The sequence below is a fragment of the Geomonas diazotrophica genome, assembly GCF_018919385.1.
In the GTDB taxonomy this organism is placed as follows: Bacteria; Desulfobacterota; Desulfuromonadia; order Geobacterales; family Geobacteraceae; genus Geomonas; species Geomonas diazotrophica.
The window spans coordinates 259,456-284,942 of the sequence record NZ_JAHLMF010000005.1; the positions used below are offsets into that span (position 1 = coordinate 259,456).

At 62.8% G+C, this 25,487-nt stretch carries 21 protein-coding genes; 12 read left to right on the forward strand and 9 right to left on the reverse strand.

The window, feature by feature from the left end:
• Positions 1–33: 33 nt before the first annotated feature.
• Positions 34–1,617 (reverse strand): peptide-binding protein, encoded by a 1,584-nt coding sequence (locus tag KOM00_RS07125; RefSeq protein ID WP_216498224.1) that lies wholly within the window; start codon positions 1,615–1,617, stop codon positions 34–36.
• A complete protein-coding gene (locus KOM00_RS07130) occupies positions 1,614–3,332 on the reverse strand; it encodes a tetratricopeptide repeat protein (RefSeq protein WP_216498225.1) in 1,719 nt (572 codons plus the stop codon). Before KOM00_RS07130 ends, KOM00_RS07125 begins: the two co-directional genes overlap by 4 nt.
• 213 nt (positions 3,333–3,545) lie before the next feature.
• Here KOM00_RS07130 and KOM00_RS07135 point away from each other — a divergent pair, with 213 nt between their 5' ends.
• The 5 genes from KOM00_RS07135 (at position 3,546) to KOM00_RS07155 (ending at position 9,478) form a co-directional block, all read left to right on the forward strand.
• Entirely contained in the window at positions 3,546–5,108 is a 1,563-nt protein-coding gene (locus tag KOM00_RS07135) for a bifunctional aminoglycoside phosphotransferase/ATP-binding protein (RefSeq protein ID WP_216498226.1), read from the forward strand.
• A complete protein-coding gene (locus KOM00_RS07140; protein WP_216498227.1) occupies positions 5,105–5,353 on the forward strand; it encodes a hypothetical protein in 249 nt (82 codons plus the stop codon). The genes KOM00_RS07135 and KOM00_RS07140 overlap by 4 nt, the downstream gene beginning before the upstream one ends.
• Positions 5,353–8,589, forward strand: coding sequence for a SpoIIE family protein phosphatase (locus KOM00_RS07145; protein ID WP_216498228.1), 3,237 nt, complete (start codon positions 5,353–5,355; stop codon positions 8,587–8,589). Before KOM00_RS07140 ends, KOM00_RS07145 begins: the two co-directional genes overlap by 1 nt.
• Before the next feature lie 91 nt (positions 8,590–8,680).
• Positions 8,681–9,022 (forward strand): STAS domain-containing protein, encoded by a 342-nt coding sequence (locus KOM00_RS07150; protein ID WP_216498229.1) that lies wholly within the window; start codon positions 8,681–8,683, stop codon positions 9,020–9,022.
• A 30-nt stretch (positions 9,023–9,052) separates the two neighbouring features.
• On the forward strand, positions 9,053–9,478 hold the full coding sequence (locus KOM00_RS07155) for an ATP-binding protein (protein WP_216498230.1): 426 nt from the start codon (positions 9,053–9,055) through the stop codon (positions 9,476–9,478).
• Positions 9,479–9,480: 2 nt separating this feature from the next.
• Here the strand turns inward: KOM00_RS07155 and lgt are convergent, their stop codons facing one another.
• From lgt to KOM00_RS07180, 5 genes are all read right to left on the reverse strand, one after another.
• Positions 9,481–10,254 (reverse strand): prolipoprotein diacylglyceryl transferase, encoded by a 774-nt coding sequence (gene lgt, locus KOM00_RS07160; protein ID WP_216498231.1) that lies wholly within the window; start codon positions 10,252–10,254, stop codon positions 9,481–9,483.
• Between the two features lie 81 nt (positions 10,255–10,335).
• Positions 10,336–10,833, reverse strand: a complete 498-nt coding sequence (locus KOM00_RS07165; RefSeq protein WP_216498232.1) for a DUF4124 domain-containing protein — start codon at positions 10,831–10,833, stop codon at positions 10,336–10,338.
• Between the two features lie 68 nt (positions 10,834–10,901).
• Complete coding sequence (locus KOM00_RS07170) at positions 10,902–11,246, reverse strand: histidine triad nucleotide-binding protein (protein ID WP_216498233.1); 345 nt, start codon at positions 11,244–11,246, stop codon at positions 10,902–10,904.
• 38 nt (positions 11,247–11,284) lie between these two features.
• Entirely contained in the window at positions 11,285–12,046 is a 762-nt protein-coding gene (locus KOM00_RS07175) for a TlyA family RNA methyltransferase (protein WP_216498234.1), read from the reverse strand.
• Positions 12,047–12,267: 221 nt separating this feature from the next.
• Positions 12,268–14,109, reverse strand: a complete 1,842-nt coding sequence (locus KOM00_RS07180) for a UbiD family decarboxylase (RefSeq protein ID WP_216498235.1) — start codon at positions 14,107–14,109, stop codon at positions 12,268–12,270.
• Between the two features lie 164 nt (positions 14,110–14,273).
• Here KOM00_RS07180 and KOM00_RS07185 point away from each other — a divergent pair, with 164 nt between their 5' ends.
• From KOM00_RS07185 to nhaD, 6 genes are all read left to right on the forward strand, one after another.
• A complete protein-coding gene (locus KOM00_RS07185) occupies positions 14,274–16,817 on the forward strand; it encodes a PAS domain-containing sensor histidine kinase (protein ID WP_216498236.1) in 2,544 nt (847 codons plus the stop codon).
• 158 nt (positions 16,818–16,975) lie between these two features.
• Positions 16,976–18,352, forward strand: coding sequence for a sigma-54-dependent transcriptional regulator (locus KOM00_RS07190; RefSeq protein WP_216498237.1), 1,377 nt, complete (start codon positions 16,976–16,978; stop codon positions 18,350–18,352).
• Between the two features lie 421 nt (positions 18,353–18,773).
• Positions 18,774–19,784, forward strand: a complete 1,011-nt coding sequence (locus tag KOM00_RS07195) for a TRAP transporter substrate-binding protein (RefSeq protein WP_216498238.1) — start codon at positions 18,774–18,776, stop codon at positions 19,782–19,784.
• Between the two features lie 75 nt (positions 19,785–19,859).
• Complete coding sequence (locus KOM00_RS07200; protein WP_216498239.1) at positions 19,860–20,534, forward strand: TRAP transporter small permease; 675 nt, start codon at positions 19,860–19,862, stop codon at positions 20,532–20,534.
• Positions 20,531–21,910, forward strand: a complete 1,380-nt coding sequence (locus tag KOM00_RS07205) for a TRAP transporter large permease (protein ID WP_216498240.1) — start codon at positions 20,531–20,533, stop codon at positions 21,908–21,910. The genes KOM00_RS07200 and KOM00_RS07205 overlap by 4 nt, the downstream gene beginning before the upstream one ends.
• A 149-nt stretch (positions 21,911–22,059) precedes the next feature.
• Positions 22,060–23,343, forward strand: a complete 1,284-nt coding sequence (nhaD, locus tag KOM00_RS07210; protein ID WP_216498241.1) for a sodium:proton antiporter NhaD — start codon at positions 22,060–22,062, stop codon at positions 23,341–23,343.
• A gap of 19 nt (positions 23,344–23,362) precedes the next feature.
• Here nhaD and KOM00_RS07215 read toward each other — a convergent pair whose 3' ends face one another.
• Positions 23,363–23,923 carry a YcbK family protein gene (locus KOM00_RS07215; protein ID WP_216498242.1) on the reverse strand — a complete coding sequence of 187 codons (561 nt, stop codon included), beginning with the start codon at positions 23,921–23,923 and terminating at the stop codon, positions 23,363–23,365.
• Positions 23,924–24,096: 173 nt separating this feature from the next.
• Here KOM00_RS07215 and KOM00_RS07220 point away from each other — a divergent pair, with 173 nt between their 5' ends.
• The gene (locus KOM00_RS07220; protein WP_216498243.1) at positions 24,097–24,408 is read left to right on the forward strand and encodes a hypothetical protein; all 312 of its coding nucleotides are present in this window, start codon (positions 24,097–24,099) and stop codon (positions 24,406–24,408) included.
• Positions 24,409–24,483: 75 nt separating this feature from the next.
• Here the strand turns inward: KOM00_RS07220 and KOM00_RS07225 are convergent, their stop codons facing one another.
• Positions 24,484–25,179 carry a helix-turn-helix domain-containing protein gene (locus tag KOM00_RS07225; RefSeq protein WP_216498244.1) on the reverse strand — a complete coding sequence of 232 codons (696 nt, stop codon included), beginning with the start codon at positions 25,177–25,179 and terminating at the stop codon, positions 24,484–24,486.
• Positions 25,180–25,487 lie beyond the last annotated feature (308 nt).

Genomic DNA, 25,487 nt, shown 5'->3' on the forward strand with positions numbered 1-25,487 from the left:
CGAGAGCATGTCTATTCCGGTTCCGAGAACCGGTCAGTCCACATACCACTTGATGAAGTTGTGCATGATCCCGGCAGGAGCCGGCTCGATCCCCTTGATCCTGGAAGTCACCACCGGCAGCGCGTCAGGCACGTAGAGGAAGGTATAGGGCTGGTCCTTGGCCAGGATCTCCTGGATCTGGTAGTAGCAGTCGCGCCGCTTGCCCATGTCGAAGGTGCCCCGACCCTCTACGATGAGCCGGTCGAGTTCCGGGTTCAGGTAGTGGATGAAGTTCAGTTCCTTGGGCCCGGTCTTGGAGGAGTGCCAGACGTCGTACAGGTCGGGGTCCTGGGAGATGGTCCACCCCATGAGCACCACCTCGAACTTTCCTTTGTCGATGAAGTTGGTGAGGAAGGAGGCCCACTCCATGACCCGGATCTTCACGTCGATCCCCACCTTTTTCAGGCGCATCTGGATGATCTGGGCGCATTTAAGACGCTGATCGTTCCCCTGGTTGGTCATGATGGTGAAGCTGAGCGGCTTGCCGTCCTTCTCAAGGATGCCCCCCGCCCCCATGCGGTACCCCGCCTCCTGCAAAAGCGCCTTGGCGCGCGCCGGGTCGTACGCCGGATCGTTCTCCACCTTGGATTTGTAGGCCCAGGTGCCGGGCTTGTAGGGGCCATGCGCGATCTGCCCCATGCCGAGCAGCACACCCTGGATGATCTCTTCCTTGTTGATGGCGCAGGTAATGGCCCGGCGCACCCTGACGTCCTGGAACATCGGCAGGCGCAGGTTATAGCCCATGTAGGTGTAGGCCGACGCCGGGTAGCGGTACTTGTTGAAGCGCGCCAGGAACTCCTTGCCGGTGGTCTGGCGCTGGTACTGCACCGGGGAGAGCCCCATCATGTCGACCCCGCCCGCCTTCAGTTCCATGTACATGGTGGAGTTGTCGGGGATGATGCGGTAGACGTAGCGGGCCAGGCGCGGCGCCCCCTCCCAGTAGTTCGGGTTCGCCTCCAGCACGAGCCTCTGCCCGGGGACCCACTCCTTGAAGATGTAGGGGCCGGTACCGACCGGGTTGCGCGAGAGCGGGCTTTTGGTGATGTCCTTCCCCTCGAGGAGGTGCGCCGGCAGGATCGGCATCCCCCACGAGGCGAGCGCAGGGGCGAACGGCTTCGCATAGGTGACCTGGAAGGTGTACTGGTCCGGGGCCTGGGCGCTTTGCACCTGCTTGAAGTCCTCGGCGTAAGCGGTCGGGGTCTTGGGATCGACGGTGACGCGGTAGGTGTAGAGCACGTCGCGCGAGGTGAAGTCGTGGCCGTCGTGCCACTTCACCCCGCGCCGCAGGTGGAAGGTGATCCGGAGGCCGTCAGGGGAAACCTCCCACGACTCGGCCAGGTCCCCTTCGAGCTTCAGATTCTTGTCGTAGCGCACCAGCCCGTTGTACACAAGCCCCGAGATGTCGCTGGAGGAGCTGTCCGAAGCGAGGATCGGGACCAGGTTGGAGGGTTCCCCGATGCTCCCGGTGACGAACTGCGATCCCCCCTGCACCTGCGCCTTATTCCAGGGTGCATCCTGCCCGCAGGCGGCGCAGACCAGGAGGAGGAGCAGGAGGCAGACAGCGCGGGCAAGGCTCATTTTTCACCGGCTTCCTGGCGGCAATGCTTGATCTTCTCGGCGAGCTCGGCGCTCTGCTCGGGCTCCATCTTCTGCAGCTTCTTGTAGAGCGGCAGCGCCTTCTTGAAGGCGTGGGTGGCGCAGTAGACGTCGGCCAGGTGCCCAAGCACGGTGGCGTCGCCGTCGGAGAGCTCCGCGGCCCGCTCCAGTTGCGCGATCGCCTCGTTGTAGCGCTTGAGCTTGAAGTAGGTCCATCCAAGGCTGTCCAGTATGAACCCGTCGTCGGGCCTCAGGTTCACCGCCTTTTTCAGGTAGTTCAGCGCCTCCTCGAGGTTCGTCCCCATCTCGGCGTAGGTGTAGCCGAGGTAGTTGAGCGCCTGGGGATCGTCGGGAGTCGCCTCGAGCACCTTCTTCATCATGGTGACGGAGAGTTCCTTCTGCCCCATCTTGTCGTAGAGGATGCCGAGCCGGAACAGCACGCGCGGATCGGACTGCAGCTTTGGATCCATCGTTTTCAGCGTGTCGATCCCGCGCTGGTACTGCTCCATCGACTCGTAGAAGCCGGCCAGGTGCAGGTAGGGCTCGATGCGGGAAGGCTCGTCCCCGATCTCCTTAAGGAGCAGGGTGACCCCCTTCTCCGGCTGCCCCTTTTCCTTGTACAGGTAGGCCAGGTGCCCAAGGGAATCCAGGTAGTAAGGGGACTCACGCGAGATCTTCTTGAACTCGAGGATGGCCTGGTCCACGTCCTCCTTCTCCTCGAAGGCGGAGGCGAGGTAGAAGCGGACCTGCTGTGCGTTGGGCTCGACAGCGAGGATGTCCTGGAAAGTCTTGATGGCCTCGTCGTAACGCTCGAGTTCGAGCATCAACAGGCCGATCTTGCGCGAGGTTTCCAGCGACTTCCCCCCCTTCTGCTGCAACAGGGCCAGGGCCTCCTCGAGGCGCTTCTGCTGGATGTAGAGCTGCGCCAGGTGCTGGATCACGTTGGCGTTGTTGGGGTTTATCTCGAGGAGATCCTTGTAGCTGTCGATGGCGTCCGGGATGAGCCCCTGGGTCTCCTGGGAGATCCCCATCTCGATCAGGGCCTGCTCGAAGTCGGGCTTGAGTTCGACGGCCTTCTTGTAGTAGACGAGCGCCTCTTTGGGGAGCCGCATCTGTTCGTAGGTCTTGGCGAGGTAATAGTACCCGAGCGCCGACTCCGGGGACGCCTTCACCAGCGCCTTGAGCGTGTCCACCGCCTGCTCGTACTCGAAACTTTTCAGGTAGTAGATGGCGATGTGCAGGTAGACCTCTTCCTTGGACGGGTCGAGTTCGATCACCTTCTTGTAGTACTGGACCGCCTCCTTCTCGCGCTGCAGGCTCATCAGGATGTTGCCGCACAACTGCTGCGCCGGGAGCGAACTGGGCTCGATGGCGATGGCGGCCTGGCACTCGGTGAGCGCGTCCTCGGGACGGTTCTGCTGCAGGTAGATCTGCGCCGAGGCGTTGTGCAGAAAGGCGGAGGTGGGATCGGCGGCGATCGCCTCACGCAGCAGGAGCAGGGCGCCATCCTGGTCGCCTTCGGACGCGCGCAGCCTGGCCATGGCGAAGAGCGACAGGTTCTTCGCTTCCCCGGGGGGAGGAGTCGGGGCGATGACGGCGCCCAGTTCGGTCAGCGGTGACGAAACCGAAGCTTGCTCGGTGGCGCAGGCGTTGATCAGCAGGGGCAGGAAAAGGAGCGCTAGACACTTCTTGGTCATGGGTTACCTGTGGCTTCGGTAGATTTCGGGCAAAATCTAAAAAACGCGGCACCCCGGTGGGATACAGTATCCGGGGTGGCGCGGTTAACTACATGAAAGCTAGCATAAATAGGTAGCAGCGTCAAACAACATTTAGCTCCATTTTAGACTGTTGCAGCTCAAACTCGGTATGGTACTATTCTCAAGTGAAATCATCGGCTTACCGGCAAAACGATGGATGAAAAGCTTATAAAATCGTTACTTGAAGCAGCGGCCTACCCAGAGCCGACGGCAGCGGTGCGCCTTGTCGAGACCCACGTCTCCTTCATCTTCATCACCGACCACTTCGTATACAAGGTGAAAAAGGCCGTAGACTACGGCTTTCTCGACTTCACCACGCTGGACCGGCGCCGCTTTTACTGCGGCGAAGAGGTACGCCTGAACCGGCGCCTCTGCCCCGAGGTCTACCTGGGGGTCGTGGAACTGCGCGAGACGGCAGAGGGCGCCGGTTTCTACGGTGGCGGCAAGGTCGTCGACTACGCCGTCAAGATGAAACGTCTCCCCCAGGAGCGCATGCTGGACCACCTCCTCGGGGAGGGAGCCGTCTGCGCCGCCGACATGGTCCGCATCGCGCAGGCCGTGGCCTCCTTCCACGCCGGCGCCGAGCGCGCCCCGCAGATCGACGCCTGCGCCTCGCCCGGCGCGATCGGCGAGAACTGGGAGCAGAACTTCCGCCAGAGCGCCCCCTTCGTGGGGAGCACGCTGCTGGCAGGGGAGCTGGCGGAAATCCGCCAATGGGTCGACGCGTTCCTCTCCGGCAACAAGACGCTGTTTCATACCCGTATAGCCGGCGGCTTCATCAGGGACTGCGACGGCGACCTGCACTCCGGCAACATCTGCCTCACCGACCCGGTCTGCATCTTCGACTGCATCGAGTTTAGCGAGAAGTTTCGCTACATAGATACCGCCGCCGACCTCGCCTTCCTGCTCATGGACCTTGAGTACGCAGGGCGCGCCGACCTCTCCCGCGCACTGCTGGCGGCCTACCGCGAGGCGAGCGGCGACCGGGGCATGGCGCCGCTGCTCGACTTTTACAAGGCGCAACGGGCCTTCGTGCGCGGCAAGGTGACCAGCCTGCGCCTTGCCCAGCCCGGGCAGAGCCCGGAAGAGTCGGCAGCCGTAAGGAGCGCGGCGCGGCGCTACTTCCGCCTCTCCCGCGGCTACACGCTCAGAGACCGGCTTACCCCGACGCTCGTCCTTACCTGCGGCCTGAGCGGCAGCGGCAAGAGCACCCTGGCCGCCGAGCTCAGCCGGGAGCTTGGGCTGGACCTCGTCCGCTCCGACCTGGTGCGCAAGGCCCTCGCGGGGGTGCCCGCCGTCGGCGTCGAGCCGAGCGCAGCCTACCGGGAGGGTATCTACAGCGAGAAGATGGACCGGACCACCTACGGCACTCTTCTCGTCGAGGCCGAGCGCTCCCTGTCCGGCGGCAGGGGGATCGTGGTCGATGCCACCTTCCGGCGGCGCCAGGACCGGGAGCGGTTCCGGCAACTGGCCGCGCGGCTTGAGGTCCCCTTCCTCATCCTGGAGACCCGCTGTTCGAGCGAGGCCGCCCGCGAACGCCTGGAGCGGCGGCGCCACGATCCCGCCGAGGTCTCCGACGCCCGGTGGGAACAGTACCAGCGGCAGCAGGCCGAATTCGAGTTCCCCGCCCCCGGGGAAAGTCTGCTTATCGACAGCGCCCTCCCGGTTTGGGACGGGGCGGACCGGGTGCTCGCCGCCATGGGGTTACTGGCATGAAGAACAACCTAAAGCAAATCGTGCTGCACCGGCTCAAGCTGAAGGACACCTGGGTGATCTGCTTCGTCCTCGGCATGGTGATGATGAACTACCCCTTCATCAGCATCTTCAACAAGCCGACCCTCCCCTTCGGGATCCCGCTTCTCTACCTTTACCTGCTGGTCGGCTGGGTCTTCTCCATATTCATCGTCTACCTGTTCAGCCGGGCGGCACGCAAGGACAGCGACACCAGGGGGCATATGTAATGCTGGATGTCAACTGGGTCTGGGGCACCGCCCTTCTCTACATAGCCTTTCTGTTCCTGGTCGCCTACTACGCCGACCAGCGCCAGAAGGCCGGCCGCAGCATCACCGCCAACCCCTGGGTCTATGCCCTCTCCATAGCCGTCTACGCCACCTCCTGGACCTTCTACGGCTCGGTCGGCAAGGCGGCCACCACCGGCATAGACTTCCTCCCGGTCTACCTGGGCCCCACCCTCACCGCCTTCACCTGGTGGTTCCTGCTCAAGAAGATGGTGCGGATCTCCAAGGAAAACAACATCACCTCGATCGCCGACTTCATAAGCTCCCGCTACGGCTCGTCCCAGTGGCTCGGCGCGATCATCACCGTGATCACCCTCATGGGGGTGATGCCCTACATCGCCCTGCAGCTCAAGGCCGTCTCCACCTCCTTCACCATCATCACCGGCTACCACGACTTCCACGTCGGCTTCATGGAGCGGGTCTACATCCCCTCCCCCCACCCTGGGCTCTTCACCGCGCTCTTTCTGGCCGTGTTCAGCGTCCTGTTCGGGGCGAGGCACCTGATCTCCACGGAGCGCCACGACGGCCTGGTGGCGGCGATCGCGCTCGAATCGCTGGTGAAGCTGATGGCCATGCTCACCGTCGGCCTCTGCATCACCTACTTCGCCTTCAACGGCATGGCCGACATCTTCCAGCGCGTGCACCAGAAGGACCCGCAGCTGCTGGTGCGTCTCACCACCCTCAGCGACCACGGCGACAACTCCTACGCCTCCATGTTCAGCATCCTGACCCTTTCCATGGGGGCCGTCATGCTCCTGCCGCGCCAGTTCCAGATCATGGTGCTGGAGAACGCGCACGAGTCGCACCTGAACACGGCGTCCTGGCGCTTCCCGGCCTACATGTTCCTGATGAACCTGTTCGTGATGCCCATCGCCCTGGCGGGGGTGCTCATGAACGGCAGCAACGTGGGGGCGGACTACTTCGTGCTCACCCTCCCCATGCAGCTCGGCTACCCCTGGCTCGCGCTGGTGGCCTTTTTGGGCGGCTTCTCCGCCTCGGCCGGGATGGTCATGGTCGAATCCATCGCCGTGTCGACCATGCTCCTGAACCACGTGCTATTGCCGGTGGTGATCAAGCTGAAGCCGCGGGCCTGGTTCCCGCAATTGCTCATCAACCTGAAGCGCTTCGGCATCGTGCTGGTGATCCTCCTTGGCTACCTGTACCAGAGCGTGGTGGGGGAAAGCTACATGCTGGCCAACATGGGGCTCATCTCCTTCTCCGCGGCGATCCAGTTCGCGCCTGCCCTGGTCGGCGGGCTCTACTGGCCGCGCGGCAACAAGGCGGGCGCCATCGCGGGGCTTTTGGCCGGGTTCGCGGTCTGGTTCTACACGCTGCTGCTCCCCTCGCTGCTGCGTGCCGGCGGCTGGCAGAGCGATTTCCTCATGAACGGCCCCTTCGGCATCGCCCTCTTGCGCCCCCAGGAGTTCTTCGGGCTGAGCGGGCTCGACCCGTACACCCACACCCTGTTCTGGAGCATGTTCGTGAACATCGGCGCCTACCTCTCCCTCTCCATCCTCCTGGGCCAGGGGGAGAAGGAGCGCGAGCAGGTGGACCGGTTCGTCCGCGTCTTCGCCCCCGAGAGCGCCACCCCCCAGTGGGAGACCAAGCGCCTCTCCAAGCCGGTCACCATCGTGCAGTTCGTGAACCTCATGACCAAGTTCATCGGGGAGCAGCAGGCCAACGTCGCCATCACCGACTACCTTGGGGACCGCGAGATCGACGGCAAGGGGGGGGTCTCCGAGTTCGAGCTCCCCAACCTGAAGCGCTTCGTGGAGAAGACCCTGGCCGGCTCGCTCGGCGGGGCGGCGGCGGGCGCCGTGGTGGAAAGCTTCCTCTCCGACATCGGTTCCCGCATGGAGCCGGTCTACGACATCTTCTCCACGGTGCGCACCTCGCGCGACCAAAGCCGCGAGGCGCTCTTCGTCAGGCTGCGCGCCTCGGAGATCATGAACCGCTCGCTGGAGCTGGACATCATCATGGGCGACCTCCTCGAGCTCTTGCTGCGCGAGTTCAAGCTCGACCTCGCCGTGATCCGCCTTTTGAACGAGGAATCGGTGCTGCAGGTGCGCTGCTACCGCGGCATCGGCGGCGACAGGCTCACCGCCGAGGACCGCCTCCTGGAGATCGACACCCACGTCGGCGAGGCCTTCCTCGGGCGCCGCACCGAGTTCTTCAACGACACCGCCTTCATCACCAAGCCGATCGCCAAGGAGATCTTCCGCAGGGAGGGGATCAAGTCCTTCGCCCACATCCCCATCGCCAGCGAGGGGTCCCAGCCGGTGGGGATCCTCTCGGTCTTCTCCCGCTCCATCGTGGGGCTTTTCACCGAGCAGTTCGTGGAGCTCCTGGAGAGTCTCGCCGGCCAGATGGCCCAGGCGGTGCGCATCGTCGAGGAGCGCGAGGCCAAGGAGAGGGAGCGGCGCCAGAAGGAGGCCGCACTCTTGGAGAACGCCAGGGTGACCCGCGACCTGGAGCTCGCCAAGCAGATCCAGCTCTCGCTGCTCCCCGAAAGCCCCCCAACCCTGCCGGGGGTGCGCATCGCCAGCCGCTGCGTCCCCGCGGCCCACGTGGGAGGGGACTACTACGACTTCTTCGAACGGGACAACCAGGTGGTGGACCTCGTCATTGCGGACGTCTCCGGCCACAGCGTAGGCGCCGCCCTCATCATGGTGGAGACCCGCAGCGTACTGAGGGCGCAGATCAAGGAGCCGCGCTCGGCCCGGGACCTCCTTACGCTTTTGAACGAGCTCCTCTACGACGACCTCACCGGCGCCGAGCTTTTCATCACCATGTTCTGCGCGAGATACGACAGCGCGACCCGCATCCTCAGGTACGCCAACGCCGGACACACCCGGCCGCTGCTGTTCCGCGCCGGGAACTGGATGGAACTGGACGCCGAGGGGCTCATCCTCGGAGTCGAGAGGAACGTGGTTTTCGAGGAGCAGCGGATCGAGCTGCAGGCGGGGGACCTTCTCTTCATCTACACCGACGGCATCATCGAGGCCGAGAACGCAGAGGGCGAGCTCTTCGGCATCCCGAGGCTTTGCGGGCTGCTCGGGCCCCTGTCGGACCTTGAGCCCGAGGTGCTGATCGAGAAGGTGCTTTCCGAGGTATCTTCCTACGCCTGGCCGCAACCTTTACAGGACGACATATCCATGGTAGTGATGAAAGTTGCCTGAACCGGGGGCGGCGCCACTTGCTAAATGTCGGCGCTTATTGCACAATGAACCTGGCTGTATGCCGTACGGACCTCACAACAAGGAGATGGTCATGAACCTAGCAAGCGAGACGAGAAACGACGTTGTAATCATATACGTCAAGGAGGAAAGGCTGGACGCGCACAACTCGACCGAGCTGAAAAGCGCGGTGCAGAAGCTATTCGAGGACGGCACGAAGAACGTCCTGGTGGACCTGAAGGATGTACGTTTTATCGACAGTTCCGGGCTGGGCGCGCTGGTCTCGGGTTTCAAGAACGCCATCTCCCACCAGGGTAACCTGAAGCTTTCCTCTTTGCAGTCCCAGGTCAAGTCGATGTTCGAACTGACCCGCCTGCACCGGGTCTTCGAAATCTTCCCTTCAACAGTGGAGGCGGTGGAGAACTTCCAGTCCTAACTGATCGGGCGGCACAAAGCGAGGCGTCAGATGGAAGGAAACACGATCGAGGTCGACATAAAGGTCCCCAACAAGACGAAGTACCTGAGTCTTATCGGGAAGATCGGGGAGGACATCGCCCGGGAGCTGGAGCGCTACAGCGGTGACAAGGAGGTCCTCGCCTACCATCTGAACCTGGTCCTCACCGAGGCAATGGTGAACGCCATCAAGCACGCCGGCCCGAAGGAGCCGGAAAAGCTCGTGCGCATAGTGATCACCCTGCACCGGGACGACCTGACCATCAAGGTCTACGACGACGGGCAGGGGTTCGACATCAACGCCATCCCGGCCCCCAACTTCGAGGAGTTGGAGGACCGGGGACGGGGGATCTTCCTGATCCGGACCCTGATGGACTCGGTGGCCTACCGGAAAAGCTGCAAGGAAAACATGCTTGAGATGAAGAAGAAGCTCGCCTGAGGTTACCCCCGCCTGCAGCGGTAGCATACCATCGCCGCTCCCAGCAGGAACATCGGCAAGCTCAACATCTGCCCCATCGAAAATCCCCCCCACAGAAATCCGATCTGCTCATCGGGCTGCCTGACAAACTCCACCAGGAAACGGAACAGTCCGTACAGCGCGATGAAGGACCAGACCACCACCCCGTCACGATGCACCCTTTTCGAGAGCTGGTACAGGATCAGGAACATCAGCGGCCCCTCGAGGAACGCCTCGTAAAGCTGCGACGGATGGCGCGGCAGCGGGCCGCCGGTCGGGAAGACGATCCCCCAGGGGACGTCGGTGACCCGGCCGTAGAGCTCGCCGTTTATGAAGTTGCCGATCCGGCCGAAGCCAAGCCCGACCGGGGCCGCCAGGAAGCCGATGTCGGCCAGCGGGTAGAAGCGGAGGTTGAACTTCCTGATGAAGTAGAGGCTCGCCAGGAGCGCCCCGATCAGGCCGCCGTGGAAGGACATCCCCCCTTCCCAAACCGCGAACAGTTTCAGGGGGTGGGAGAGGTAATAGGAGAAGTTGTAGAACAGGATGTAGCCTAGCCGCCCCCCGAGGATCACCCCCACCGCGACGGTGAAGATCAGGTCGGCGACCTGGTCCTTGTTAAGGGGAAGCCCCTTTCTCCTCACCCCCGAGAGGATGATGAAGTAGGAGGCGACGAAGCCGCAGATGTACATGAGACCGTACCAGCGGAATTCCAGCGGCCCCAGGCGCAGGAAGACCGGGTCGATGTTCGGGAAGATCATGCTGCATTCTCCAAGGTGATATTTGTATGCCCGGTCCGGGACCCGCGGCAGGCGCTCGGGGCCCCGGACAGAGGATGGGAGCTACTTCTTGAAATCGGGTGGGACGCCGGCATGGTCCGCGCTTTCCCGCAACTGGTCGAGCTTTTTCTGCTGTGCCTGGACCCGGTCCTCGGCGTACTTGATGCTGTTCTGGATGGCGAGATACTCGGAACGGGTCATGCGCGAGGTGTCGGCGAGCCTCCCCTTGAGGGTGGCGAGGTCGGACTGCGCGTTGTTGAGGTTGGACTCGGCCTGCAGGAATTCCCTGCGCCAGGCCGCCTCGTCCTTGCCGCCGTAGAGCTTCTTGCCCACCTGGGCCCCGTCCGGCTTCGCCTTGGCGGGCTCCGCCGCGCCCCCTTCGATAACCCTGGGTCCCGGTTCCTCTTCGCCCAGCCTTCTCGCTTTCTTGCGGTACTTCTTGGGGACCTGCCCCAGGTCGTCGGCGAAGTTGACCGTACCCCTTTCGTCGGTCCACTGGTAGGTTTCCGCCGCTGCGGTCAGCGGGTAGAGCAAGAGCAACAACACGAGCAATCTCTTCATTTGGGCCTCCTTTTGCGTGCCTACAATGATCTGCACCTCACACCGGCCTCCCGGCCGCGCGGGGACCGCTAGCCCGGAGGCCACCCCAGCTTGCGCCCTGCCAGCAGGTGGAAGTGGATGTGCCATACCGACTGTCCGGCGCCGGCGTTGTTGTTGTTCACCAGGCGGAACCCCTCCTGGTCGAAGCCCCGCTCGCGTGCGATCGCCGCGGCGACCCGGTGCACGCCCCCGATCAGCTGGTCGTCCGCCGGGGTCAGCTCCAGGGTGTTGACCAGGTGCTTTTTGGGGACGATGAGGATATGGACCGGGGCCACCGGGTTTATGTCCTCGATGGCAAAGAGGTGCTCGTCCTCGTAGACCTTCTTGACCGGGATGGCACCCTCGGCCATCTTGCAGAACAGGCAATCACTCATGGTTTCCTCCAGTTACAGAATAAGAGTTCGAGCCGTGGTCAGGCATCCGCCAAGACCGGAGACTCGCCCCCGCTTCGCTTTTGCAGGTGGATCAGGAACTCCTTGTTCCCTTTGGGCCCAAGGATCGGGGACTCGCAGACGCCCAGGACCAGAAGCCCGAGTCCCTTGGCCAGTTCGGTCACGTTCTCCACGACCTCCTGGTGCTTCTTCTCGTCCCTGACCACCCCCCCCTTCCCCACCTGTCCGCGTCCCACCTCGAATTGAGGCTTGATCAGCGCCACGATGGTGGCGTCTTCCCTGATCAGGCGCAGCGTCGGGGGGAGCACCTTGTCCAGCGAGATGAAGGAGGCGTCGATGACGGCGATGTCGGGGGCTTCGGGGAGGGACTCCAGGTGTCGGATGTTGGTCTTTTCCAGGTTCACCACCCGCGGGTCCTCGCGCAGTTTCCAGGCGAGCTGCCCGTAGCCGACGTCGACAGCATAGACCCTGCGGGCCCCGCGTTGCAAGAGGCAGTCGGTGAAACCGCCGGTAGATGCCCCCACGTCGACGGCACAAAGCCCCTCCACTGTGATGGCGAAGCGGTCCAGCCCTTGGGCGAGCTTCAGGCCGCCGCGGCTCACGTAAGGGAGCGGTTCACCCTTGAGGCGGATCTCGGCCTCGAGCGGCACCATGAGTCCAGCCTTGTCGGCCAGATGGTCGTCCACCACCACCTGTCCCGCCATGATCAGCGCCTTGGCCTTCTCCCGGGACGGTGCGAGCCCCCGCTCCATGACCAGCTTGTCCAGTCTTTCCTTTGCCACCGTTACTCCATTATTCCAAAAGAACCAAAGCAAAAGCCTTAACGCAAAGGCGCGGAGCCGCAAAGGCGCAAAGGAAAGCAGGGATGGATATCTAAAGCCTTTGCAGTTCGCGTATTCGCGTTAAATATCAAGCTATTTACAGCTCCAGAATTAACGCTTTGCTTGCCGCTTCCTTGCGTCTTGGCGCCCTTGCGTCTTTGCGTTGAAGCCTTTGCTTTTAATCAATACAACCCGTGCAGCGCCCCGCCCGGGGCGGCGAGCTCGTCCACCTTCCGCTCCACCGCCGGGTCCTCGACAAGCGGCGGGGCGTGGTGCGGCTTCACCCTGGCGTCGATGACCAGGGGACCGCTGCACCCCCACTGCTTGCAGCGGATGGCGGCGCCCACCCCGTAGATGTCTGCGGCGGGGTCGGACCGGGTGAAGGTGACCCAGAGGAAGTTGTTCAGCTCCGCCGAGACGAAGCGGCTGTCGTCGCAGACCACGACCAGCGGGAAGGCATCGAGCCCCTCCACGCCGTTCAGCGCCTCGCACAGGGCCTCCATCTGCACGTCCTGCTCCCCCTTCGCGGTGCGGCAGACGGGCCCCTGCACGGCTATCACACCGGGAAGGCAGAGGGCGGGCTGCGAGAAGCCGGGGGCGAGCCTCAGTGCCGCGGGAAGCTCGGTCCCAAGCGTGCGCCGCTTTTCCCCGATGGCCGCGAAGACCACCTTGGAGCCGCTGTTTAGCCCCGACCCGGAGTAGTCCAGGGTATCCATGGTGGTGGCGGTCTGGAAGTGGAGGTCGCGGCGCAGGTCGATCCGCTCCAGCACGTGCCGCAGGAACGCGGGGATGTCGTGGATGTCGAGCCCCGGCGCGTCCTCGTGCGCGGCGATCATCAGGTACTTGGCCAGGGAGAGCTGCCCCTGACCGAGCACCGCGTTGGCGATGGTGAGAAGCTCCTGCGGGGTGCGCCGCTCGCCGTAGGGGACGTAGCGCTCGCTCCCGACGGCGAGAAGAAGCGGATGCACCCCCGCGGCGTCCACCGCATGCACCGCCTTCACCCCGGGAATCACGGTGGGGATCAGCGGACCGGTCAGCTCGTGGATGAAGGCGCCGAAGGAGGTGTCTTCCTGGGGCGGCCGCCCCACCGTGGTGAAGGGCCAGATGGCGCCATCGCGGTAAAAGACCTCCTCCACCCGGAGCACGGGGAAATGGTGGGCGAGGCTGTAGTAGCCGAAGTGGTCCCCGAATGGTCCTTCCGGCAGGGTCTTGTCGGGATCGATGACGCCGGTGATGCAGAAGTCCGCCTGGGCCGGGATAGGAAGCCTCCCTTCGCGCTGCACCATCTCGATGCGGTGCCCGGCCAAAAGCCCCGCGAAGGAGAGTTCGGGCATCCCCTCGGGAAGAGGCATCACCGCGGCCACGGTCATCGAGGGGGCGCCCCCCACGAAGATGTTGACCCGCAGCGGCACCCCCTTCTCGATCGCCTCGGCATGGTGAAAGCCGATGCCGCGGTGGATCTGGTAGTGCAGCCCGATCTCCTCGTTCACCCGGTACTCCCCCCCGGAGAGCTGGACCCGGTACATGCCCAGGTTCGAATGGCGCACTCCAGGCAGCGCGGCGCTCTCGGAATAGACCTGGGGGAGGGTGATGAAGGCGCCGCCGTCGTCGGGCCAGGATTTCAACTGGGGGAGCTTGTCTATGGTGGTGCGGTTTTTCAGGATGGGGCCGTCGCTTACGCTTTTGGGGAGCAGGTGCCAGGCGGCGGGAACGGCGCCCAACAGCGTCGCGGGCTCGCGCAGCGCGCAGCGCGGGTCCACCTTGAGCTTTACCAGGCGCTCCACCGCCTTCAGGGTGTCCCTGAAGATGTACCTAGTCCGTTCCAGGGTGCCGAACAGGTTGCCCAGCATGGGGAATGGGCTCCCCTTGACCCTGGTGAAGAGAAGGGCCGGCCCTCCCGCCTGGTACACCCGGCGCTGAATCGAGCCGATCTCGAGCTCCGCGGAAAGTTCACAGTCTATCCTGACCAGGGCGCCGGTACGCTCCAGGTCGGCCACGCAAGATGCAAGGTCTTTATATCCCAACAATTCCTCCGCCACGGTCAGCCTTATTACCGCATTACTTTTAATGCACCCCCGCAGCCAAGTCAACACAAAAGACCCCCGCCCGCGGCCGCGCAAAGGAACGCTGTTCCGGACGCCCTTTTTGTGCTAACCTGCGGACCTCACTACTATGCGGGGGAGCCCTCTTGCCACGTTTCACCATCTTCAAAAAGATCCTGGTCATCACGCTGCTGCTCTCCCTGCTGCCGCTGCTGGTCTCCTCGGCGATCCTTTTGGCCAACCTGCAGTCCACCAGCGCCAGGCTTTCCGCCGAGATCAGCGAATCCGACGACCGGCAGGCGGTTGAGTCCCTGCAGATGAAGGCGCGGGACCTGGCGGAAAACATCAAGGACTTCCTGCACCAGTGCGAGTGCGACCTCCTCTTTCTCTCCCGCTCCCCCCTCTCCCGCACGGCACTGCTCGACTTCTACCAGACGAGACTCTCGGAGGTGTGGCAGCGCGGCGGCAGTTCCACCGCGTCCCAGGGGACCCACGAGTTCCTCCCCATCTACCGTTCCATCGCCCTCATCGACAGAGACGGCAAGGAGCAGATGGTGATCCGCAACGGCCGCTTCGTCCCGGAGGGGGAGCTCACCGACGTGTCTGTCCCCGCCAACACGGAGTTCAAGGGTGAGACCTACTTTCAAAAGGTGCGCACCCTTAAGCCGGGGGATATCTACGTCTCCCACCTGACCGGCTTTCACGTCGGCAAGCAGGAACAACTGGCCGGCGCCCCCGACCCGGAGAGCGCCTACGACGGCAAGATGTACCAGGGGGTGGTCCGGTTCGGCGCTCCCCTCTTCGACAAGAAAGGGCGTTTCAACGGCATGGTGCTCCTCTCCCTGGACCACCGGCACCTGATGGAATTCACCCAGCACATAGACCCGGGCAAGAACGCCTCCGCGCTCTTTCCCTCCTATCAAAGCGGCAACTACGCCTTCCTCTTCGACGACGAGGGGTGGATCATCACCCACCCGAAGTTCTGGGACATCCGCGGTGTGGGCCCCGACGGGAACCTGGTGCCCCCTTATACCGCTCGCTCCACGAAGGCGGACATAGAGAGCGGGCGCATCCCCTTCAACCTCGATCAAGCGGGATTCGTCCATCCTGGCTACCCCAAGGTCTCCGCCGCGGTGCGCGCCAAGCAGGAGGGATACGTAGACATCACCAACGTAGGCGGCGCAAAGAAGATCATGGCCTTCGCCCCCATCTTCTACGACACCGGCGACTATGCGAAACACGGCGTCTTCGGAGGGGTGACCATCGGCTTTCAGGTAGACCGCTTCCACGAGGCATCGCGCAAGGGTGGCAGGCTCATCGACAAGCAGCTCGGCGAGCACCGCCGCACCAGCGCCATCATCATCTTCCTGACCGCGCTCGTCTCGGCCCTCTCCGCCTGGCTCCTCTCCCGCGGCATCAGCGTGCCGCTGCGGCAGTTGACCGAAAACGCGGGGAAGCTGGCGGCGGGCGACTCAGCGGTCCGGGTAGCGGTCAATTCGGCCGACGAGATCGGCGTTCTGGCCCAGACCTTCAACAACATGGCCGACGAGCTGGACCGGCGCAAGGTAAGCCTCCTCTCCACCCTGGAGGAACTCAAGAAGTCGCGGCTGGAGATCATGGACGAGCGCAACTTCAAGGCCAGCGTCCTGGAAAGTATCTCAAGCGGCATCGTCACCTTCTCCCCGGAGGGGTTTCTCACCTCCATCAACCGCACCGGGAGGCTGTTCCTGGGCGAGGAGGTTACCGAGGGGATGCACTACCGCGAGGTCTTCAGGGAGTGGTACGGGCTCTGCGAACGCATCGCCGCGGTCTTCGCCAGCAACTCGGGGTACGGCAGGGAGACCTTCCGCTTCGACCACGGCCCGGGCAAGACCCACTTCGACGTCGGCTTCTTCCCCATCGGGCACGACTCCGAGCACGGGCTCACCGTCACCCTGCGCAACGAGACGGAGCGCGAAAACCTGCACGAGGAGATGATGCGCCTGGACCGGCTCGCCTCCCTGGGCAAGCTCTCCGCCGGCATCGCGCACGAGGTGAGAAACCCGCTCACCGGCATCTCGCTCCTATTGGACGACCTGCACGACCAGGCCACCTCCAACAGCGCGGACAAGGAGCTGATCAAGAAGGCCCTGGCCGAGATCGAGCGGGTGGAAAAGCTCGTCAACGCGCTACTTAACTACTCCTCCCCTGTGCGCGCCGAATTCAGGGAGTGCGACCTGAACCGGCTGGTGAACGACACGGTCCTCCTGCTGAGGCGCCCCTGCGAAAAGCAGCAGGTGCAGCTCACCGTCGAGGAAGAGGCGGTTCCCCCCTTCAGGTTCGACCCGGAGAAGATCAAGCAGGCGGTACTCAACATCATCAAGAATGCCCAGCAGGCCCTCCCGGACGGGGGGCGCATCAGGGTCGCCACCTCCGTGCAGGACGGGTATGCGGTGATCGACATCAGCGACGACGGCCCCGGGATCGCCGGCGACGACCTCCCCCTGATCTTCGAACCCTTTTTCACCAGGAAGGGTGCCGGCACCGGGCTCGGCCTCTCCATCACCCAGCGCATCATCGAGGAGCACCAGGGGAGGGTCCGGGTGGAAAGCGCGCCGGGAAACGGAACCCGCTTCACCGTCGAACTGCCGCTTGGGCAATGTCCCGCCAGTCCCTCTCCCTCCGGGAAGGAGTGCCCGAAGGGCATGTGAGGGCGCACCTCTGCTAGCTACCCCCTCTCCCCCCGGGAGAGGGTGCCCGAAGGGCGGGTGAGGGCGCTGCCTGCTGCTGCAATTTTGCCACTTGCAACGCCCTCCCCCTGCTCCTCTTCCTCCGGAGTGAGAGGGGATGCGGTTAGGAAAAGGAACGTATGGAAAAGATACTGATCATAGACGACGAAGCCTTCATCTGCGAAAACGTGCAGCGCATCCTCTCCAGCGAGGGGTTCCAGGTCCTCACCGCCAACTCGGGACAGCAGGCCCGCGACCTGGTCGCCTCGGAGGAGATCGACCTCGCCCTTTTGGACCTGAACCTTGGCACCGAAGACGGCATCGACGTGCTGAAGGGGCTGAAGGAGATCGACCCGGAACTGCTGGTGATCATCATCACCGGCTACGGATCGGTGGAGAGCGCGGTGGAATCGCTCAAGCTCGGGGCGTTCCACTACATGAAGAAGCCCTTCAAGGCGGACGCGCTCAGGCTGATCGTGAAGCTCGCCCTGAAGACGCAGACCCTGAAGCGGGAGGTGAGAAAGCTGCGACACGGCGACGGCTCCCTCCCCGGCCCGTCCCCCATCATCGGCAGAAGCGACGCCTTCAACGAGGTGGTGGCCCAGGTGCGCGAGATCGCCCGCATCCCCTCGACCGTGCTCATCACCGGGGAATCGGGCACCGGCAAGGAGCTGGTGGCCCGCGCCATCCACGACCTCTCCGACCGCAGGGACGCCTCCTTTGTCGCCATCAACTGCGCCTCGATTCCTGCGTCCCTCCTTGAGAGCGAACTTTTCGGACACGAGAAGGGATCCTTCACCGGCGCCGCGGCCCGGAAGAAAGGGCTCTTCGAGGAAGCGCACCACGGCACCATCTTCCTGGACGAGATCGGGGAGATGGATATGGCCGTGCAGGCCAAACTGCTGCGGGTACTGCAGGAGAAGACCATCCGCAGGGTCGGCGCGGTGAAAGACATCGACATCGACGTCCGGGTCGTCGCCGCCACCAACCGCGACCTTTTGCAGCGCATTGCCGAGAAGAGCTTCCGGGAGGATCTGTTCTATCGCCTCAACGTCTTCCCGATCCACATCCCCCCCCTGAGGGAACGGACCCCGGACATCGCCGCCCTGGCCGCCTATTTCCTCGACAACTTCAGCCGCGCCTTCGGCCGCCAGTTCCGCGACGTCTCCCCCGAGGCGGAACGGCTCATGGCGCAGTACGCCTGGCCCGGGAACGTGAGGGAGTTGAGAAACGTCATCGAGCGCATCTGCATCATGCGTAGCGGCCCCACCCTCCTGGCCGAGCACCTCCCGCAGGAGATCAGGAGCGGCCATTACAGCGACGCCGCCGCCGGCACTCCCGCCAACGCCATAGCGATCCCGGAAGGGCTCGGGCTCGAGGAGGCGATCAGCAGCATCGAGAAAGCCCTCATAGAGAAGGCGCTGCAACAGACCGCGGGCAACGTGCTGCAGACGGCAGCAAACCTGAAGATCCCGCGCGGCACGCTGCGCTACAAGATGGAGAAATACGGGCTGTAGCATCTCCGCGCAAGCCCCCTCCCGCGCCGACCCAAGGGGGGGCCCCCTACCGCCGCCGTTATCAGAACATCGGTGCACGGCACCATCCCCCTGCACGCCCCGCACGATTAACCCACACCAACCATTATTCCGGCAGCATCCGCACACGCCCCCGACGTTCTAATGCAACGGCGACCGAACCTTTTGGCAGATATCCGCCATCACCGTGGCGGATTCCCGCCATCTTCGTTTCACTCAACCGATATTCTGACCTAAGCGTAGCATCAATTTCAGCAACTTACCCGGACCAGCAAGTGGCACCTCTGTTGCATTAAAACGATGTATCGTATACGCGCAAGCGGAACGGGGGACGATGCACCAGCCCCTCCGTTTAATTATCGAACACACACCGACGCAGCACACCACCCAAGGAGGAGCATCCATGAAACTCAAAGATTGTTTGAAAGCCCTGGTCACCGTGGCGGCGCTTGCCCTACCGATGACCGCAGTCGCTGCGCCCGCACCGATCGTGATCAAGTTCAGCCACGTCGTCGCTCAGCACACCCCGAAAGGACAGGCCGCCGACTACTTCAAGAAGCTCGCCGAGGAGCGCACCAAGGGACGAGTGAAGGTGGAGGTCTATCCGAACAGCCAGCTTTACAAGGACAAGGAAGAGATGGAAGCGCTGCAGCTGGGCGCGGTACAGATGCTGGCGCCGTCGCTGGCCAAGTTCGCTCCGCTGGGGGTCAAGGAGTTCGAGGTGTTCGACCTCCCCTTCATCTTCGACAACTACCAGGAACTGCACAAGGTGACCCAGGGGCCGGTCGGGGCGAAGCTCCTCAAGAAGCTGGAGCCCAAGGGGATCCTGGGCCTCGCCTACTGGGATAACGGCTTCAAGGTGATGAGCGCCAACAAGCCGATCAAGAACCTCGCCGACTTCAGGGGACAGAAGATGCGCATCCAGTCCTCCAAGGTGCTCGACTCCCAGATGCGTTCGGTCGGTTCGATCCCGCAGGTCCTCGCCTTCTCCGAGGTGTACCAGGCGCTGCAGACCGGCGTCGTCGACGGCACCGAGAATCCCCCCTCCAACCTGTACACCCAGAAGATGCACGAGGTGCAGAAGTACGTCACCCTCTCCGACCACGGCTACCTGGGCTACGCGGTCATCGTGAACAAGAAGTTCTGGCAGGGGCTGCCGGCCGACATCCGCACCACACTGGAAGGGTGCATGAAAGACGCCACCAAGTACGCCAACGACGTCGCCAAGAAGGACAACGACGAGGCCCTTGCCGCCGTCAAGAAGTCCGGCCGCAGCCAGCTGATCGCACTCACCCCGCAGGAGCGCGCGGCCTGGAAGAAGGCGATGGACAAGGCGCACAAGGACAACATGGGTCGCATCGGCGCGGACATCGTCAAGGAAGTCTACGCAGCAACCGGCTACAACGCGAACTAATCTCTACAAACCTGTACGTCACGGCCGCCGCGGCTTCGCGGCGGCCGTTCACACGAGTTCCAGGAGAAGCCCATCATGATGAAGTATCTTGACCATCTCGAGGAAATCATCATCACCTTCCTCATTGCCGCCGCCACGATGATCATCGCCGTTGCCGTCGGCCATCGCTACCTGTCCGGCCTCCCCATCCCCGGGCTGCAGGACTGGCTGCTTAGCATTAACATGAGCTGGGCGCAGGAACTCTGCATCTACATGTTCGTCTGGATGGCGAAGTTCGGCGCCGCCTACGGCGTCAGGAGCGGCATCCACGTCGGCGTCGACGTCCTGGTCACCCGCCTTCCCGACTCCTGGCGCAAGGTGACCGTGGTGCTCGCCATTTTTGGGGGCGCCCTCTTCACCGGCATGATCGGCTCGCTGGGAGCCAAGTTCGTCTGGGAGAACGGCATGCACTACGCCGTATTCAACAAGCTGGGGATGGATGTGGCCGAACTGATCGAAGGCCCCATCACCCCCGACCTCGAGTGGCCCACCTGGATCGTCTACTGCGCGGTGCCGCTGGGCTCGTTTCTCATGTGCTTCCGCTTCCTGCAGGTCGGCCTCGCCTTCCTGCGCACCGGTGAGCTGCCGCACCACGACCACGCCCACGTCGAAGGTATCGAAGAGATAGGTACCCTGGACTCGACCGAGGCTCTGGAGGAGTACGAGCAGCACAAGTTCAACCACAAGGAAGCCAAGGGGGGTGTGAAATGAGTACCGCTGTAGTCGGCTGGGAACAGTTTTCCAAGAAAAAGGCGGCGACCTGGCTGCTCGGCATCGCCGTGATACTCGGAGCGATAGCGACCCTCGGCAGCACGGGCGTCGTCTTCGCCCTGCTGCTCGCGCTGATGTTGACCGGCATGCCGATCTCCATTGCCCTCGGCCTCACCGTCCTCACCTTCCTCTTCTTCTTCTCGGAAGTGCCCACCGAGGCGGTCGCCATGAAGCTCTTCACCGGGATCGAGAAGTTCGAGATCATGGCGATCCCCTTCTTCATCCTGGCGGGCAACTTCCTGACCCACGGCGGCGTGGCGAAGAGGATGATCAACTTCGCCACCTCCATGGTCGGCCACTGGCACGGGGGACTGGCACTCGCCGGCGTCATGGCCTGCGCCCTGTTCGCCGCCGTCTCCGGGTCGAGCCCCGCAACCGTCGTCGCCATCGGCTCCATCATGATGCCCGCCATGGTGCGCGCCGGCTACCCCAAGCGCTTCGGCGCAGGGGTCATCACCACGTCGGGCTCGCTCGGCATCCTGATACCGCCATCCATCCCGATGGTGGTCTACTGCGTCGCCACCAATTCCTCGGTCGGCGCGCTCTTCATGGGGGGCGTGATCCCCGGCCTCATGCTGGCCACCCTGCTCGGCCTGGTCGCCTGGTGGAGGGCGAAGAGCGGCAACTTGCCGCGCATGAAGAGGGCGACCTGGGGCGAGCGGGCCAAGGCGCTGCGGGAGAGCATCTGGGGGCTCTTCCTGATCGTCATCGTCCTCGGGGGGATCTACTCGGGGATGTTCACCCCCACCGAGGCGGCCGCGATGAGCGCCGTCTACGCCTTCGTCATCGCGGTCTTCGTCTACCGCGACGTCCCGTTCAGCAAGGTTCCCAAGGTGCTGCTGGACTCGGCCAGCATGTCGGCCATGCTCCTGTACATCATCACCAACGCCGTGCTCTTCTCCTTCCTGATGACGCACGAAAACATCCCGCAGCTCATGGCGGACTGGATCCTCGGGCACAACCTGGGCGTGGTATCCTTCCTTTTGGTCACCAACGTGCTGCTTCTTCTGGCGGGCAACGTCATGGAGCCCTCCTCCATCATCCTGATCCTCGCCCCGATCCTGTACCCGGTCGCCATGAAGCTCGGCATAGACCCGGTGCACTTCGGCGTGCTGATCACGGTGAACATGGAGGTCGGCATGTGCCACCCGCCGGTGGGGCTCAACCTCTACGTCGCCAGCGGCATCACCAAGATGGGGATCTCGGAGCTCACGGTGGCCGTCTGGCCCTGGCTCATGGCGATGCTCGGCTTCATGCTGCTGGTGACCTATGTGCCAGCCATCTCGCTCTGGCTGCCGCGCGCGCTGGGGTACTGATCCCGCACACCATTCCGGCGAAACAAAAGGGCCTGTCGATCCGACAGGCCCTTTCTTTACCGCATCCCCATTTATGTCTTTACCCTCCGGCGTGGATGCGTTATCAATGGCAAGTTCCACCACGCCTCTTTCCCTAAGGAAGCCCGCCGATGCTCTCTCTACTCGTTGCAATTTTTCTTGTCGCCTATGCCGCCATTGCTCTTGAGCACCCCATCAAGGTGAACAAATCGTCCTCCGCCCTCCTTGGCGCCGGCCTGCTCTGGTCGGTCTACGCCCTCCTCGGCGCAGACTCACACCAGGTCGTGCAACAGTTGAACGAATCGCTCGCCTCTACGGCGCAGATCGTTTTCTTCCTGATCGGAGCAATGACCATCGTGGAGGTGGTGGACGCCCACAACGGATTCGAGGTAATCACGGCGCAGATCAAGACCAGGAAGCTCTCCACGCTGATGTGGCTGGTGGGCTGTGTCACCTTTTCCCTCAGTGCAGTTCTCGACAACCTCACCACCACCATCGTGATGATCTCACTGATGAAGAAACTGCTCGACCGCCAGGAGGACCGCCTCTTCTTCGCCGGCCTCATCGTTATCGCCGCCAATGCCGGCGGTGCCTGGACCCCGATCGGCGACGTCACCACCACCATGCTCTGGATCGGGGGACAGATCACAACCCTGGCAATCATGAAAGGCGTGCTTGCCCCCTCCCTGGTAAACCTGCTGCTGCCGCTGTCCGTGGTGGCATTCCAGTTGAGAGGACGCGAGGTGGTAGCTCCGGCCATCCGCGACAACGGCGACCTCCCCCAGACCACGAACTTCGAACGCAACCTCATGTTCTTTCTTGGGATAGGGATCTTGGTCAGTGTCCCCGTGTTCAAGACCGTCACCCATCTCCCCCCCTTCATGGGAATCTTGCTGGGGCTGGGCATCCTGTGGCTGGCCGGCGACCTGGTGCACCGCAACAAGGAGGAGATGGACAAGCGGCATCTGACCTTGGCCCACGCGCTCGAGAAGATCGACATGAGCTCCATCGTCTTCTTCATCGGGATCCTGCTCGCGGTGGCGACCCTGGAACACACCCACATCCTCGCCGCGATCGCTAAGTGGCTGGACCACGCTGTCGGTCGCCTCGACCTGATCGTGACCCTGATCGGGATGGTGAGCGCCATCGTGGACAACGTGCCGCTGGTCGCCGCATCGATGGGGATGTACGACCTGGCTCAGCACCCCACCGACAGCTTCTTATGGGAGTTCATGGCCTATTGCGCCGGCACCGGTGGCTCCATCCTGATCATAGGATCGGCCGCGGGGGTGGCCGCGATGGGGCTTGAAAAGATACACTTCTTCTGGTATGTCAAGCGGATCAGCGGCTTGGCTCTCTTGGGCTACTTCGGGGGCATCGGGGTATACCTGCTTCAGGTCAGGATACTCGGCTAAGGTACAGACGCCGATCGCTCTACCAGGTCCTGAACTGTCCCGAATCGATGTGAACGAAGCCCGACTGCGGGTAGTAGCCGACCCCTCCGGCGGCGAGGGCGGTGGCGGTGCGCCTGATCCGGTCAAGCCCGACGCTGGGGATGGCGAGGTCTATGGCCATCCCCTTCATGTGCAGGCTGTCCTTGGCCACCCCTTTGGACCTGCTCCTCAATCGGGCGTTGTACTCGGGAGAACGGTAGCCGGAGATGATGTGGATCTCGTTGTCGCCACCGAGGCTGTTGTCCAGCCGGTTCAGGTACTCGAGCACGCGGAGGTCCATTTTGGTGGTTTCGTTGGTAAGGTGGCAACGGAAGATCCAGTTGAGGGCCTGGATGGCCTCGTCGCAGTATTCGCCGAGGCTGTTGCGGTAGGTGACGGTGAGCCTTTCGTTGCAGTTGACGTTGTAAAGGGAGAGCTTCCCCTCGGGCGCCCCTCCCCCTTCCACGAATTTGGCAAACGCCGATTTGGCTCCCAGAACCGTGGCGGCGAAGAAGGCGGAGGACTTGAGGAACATCCGGCGGCACAACATTTTATCTTTCACATAAACCCCTATAAATCAGAGAGTTAGCGCCGCAACGCTATCCTTTGCTACCACAAAGAGTGCGTCCCTGTCAACCCCTCCCCCTCTCCAGCGGGGTATTTAACTTGCTAATGTGCCCTCCTGTGCTTTGCTCTTTTCTGTCGGCACCCACCACCTCCAGCAGGGGGCAGGCCATGAAAATACCCTACGCGACCAACACGACGGCGCTTTTGTCCGGGGTAACCTTGGCGGTCATGCTTTCGACCGGCGAGCACCTGACCGGCCCGGTGAGCGCCCTCTGCACCGTGACCGGCGCCATCTGGTTCCCGGTTTCCATCGCGGTCTTCGTTCACGGCAAGCAGACCATCGAGTACAAGATACAGTCGCTGCGCGGAGAGCGTCCCTACCTCGACATCCCCAAGGACATCACGCCACGGGCGCTGATCTGGTTCTCCTCGACCCTGGCCACCGCATGGGCCCTCAGCCTCCTCTACCAGACCCCCTGAACGCAAAAAGGGGAGTCCGGTGACGAACTCCCCTTCCCTTCATGTGCCGGGATCCCTTCTTTTCGTGCGGTCAGATCACAGCTGGAACGGCGGCTCGGAGTCTGACTCAAGCGCGTTCCTGATCGCCTTGATCATCTCCACGGGTGAAAACGGTTTCTGGATCAGGTGGAAATCCTCCTTCGCCTGCAGGTGGTCCGGCCGGTAGCCGCTCATAAAAACCGCTTTCGCCTTCGGGTTGACCTTCTTGATCTCCTTGAAGCAGCTGATGCCGTCCTTGCGCGGCATGACGACATCCATGATCACCAGGTGGATCGGTTCGTTCTCCTTGTATTTCTCGAGGGCATCCTGTCCGTCTTCAGCAGTGATCACCTTGTACCCGTAGCTGGCAAGAAAGTCGGACAGCATCTCGCGGAGCTGCCTTTCGTCGTCGACGATGAGGATCGTCTCCGACCCCTGGTAGCTATTGTTGATCTTGTTCATCATGATCTCCATGCTACTGATCCAGTCTATCTTGGACCCCTCGGTCCTTAGCCGGTCCGGTGTATTGATCTTCAGGATGAATTCGGTTTCGTAGATGATACTCGAGGCGGAAGTGTTGAGGGCACTGGCTAGGGCAAAGATGGAGACCAGGCTGGGCTGCTGCTTCCCCCCTTCGATATTGGAGATAAACTTACGGTCCAGGCAGCTTGATATGGATAGCTTGTCCTGGGAAAGGTTCCGCTCCCTTCTCAATCTGCGGACCACAATGCCAAAAGCTTCTTCAATAGTCATTAATCACCCTCCACATGGGAAGCTTTTATAGCAAATATTCACATAAATTACTGTAGACAATTACCCCCACAAATTAGAGCCAGTTGTGAACAAAATCCCCCCCGGAAAAGGTACGCCCAAAAGCGGCCTGCAGAGCCCGATCCGCCAATCGGCCGCACAGCCGACTAGACGTGTTTCCGCAGGTTTCGGCACCACGTATTCAATGTGTACTTCAAAGAGGAGTCAGGTCAAGACATTCCTTCCCACGCGCCACGATTATAGCTCTTCGTCAGGGGGACACGGATCTTGAACATGCCTCTCTCTTCGGC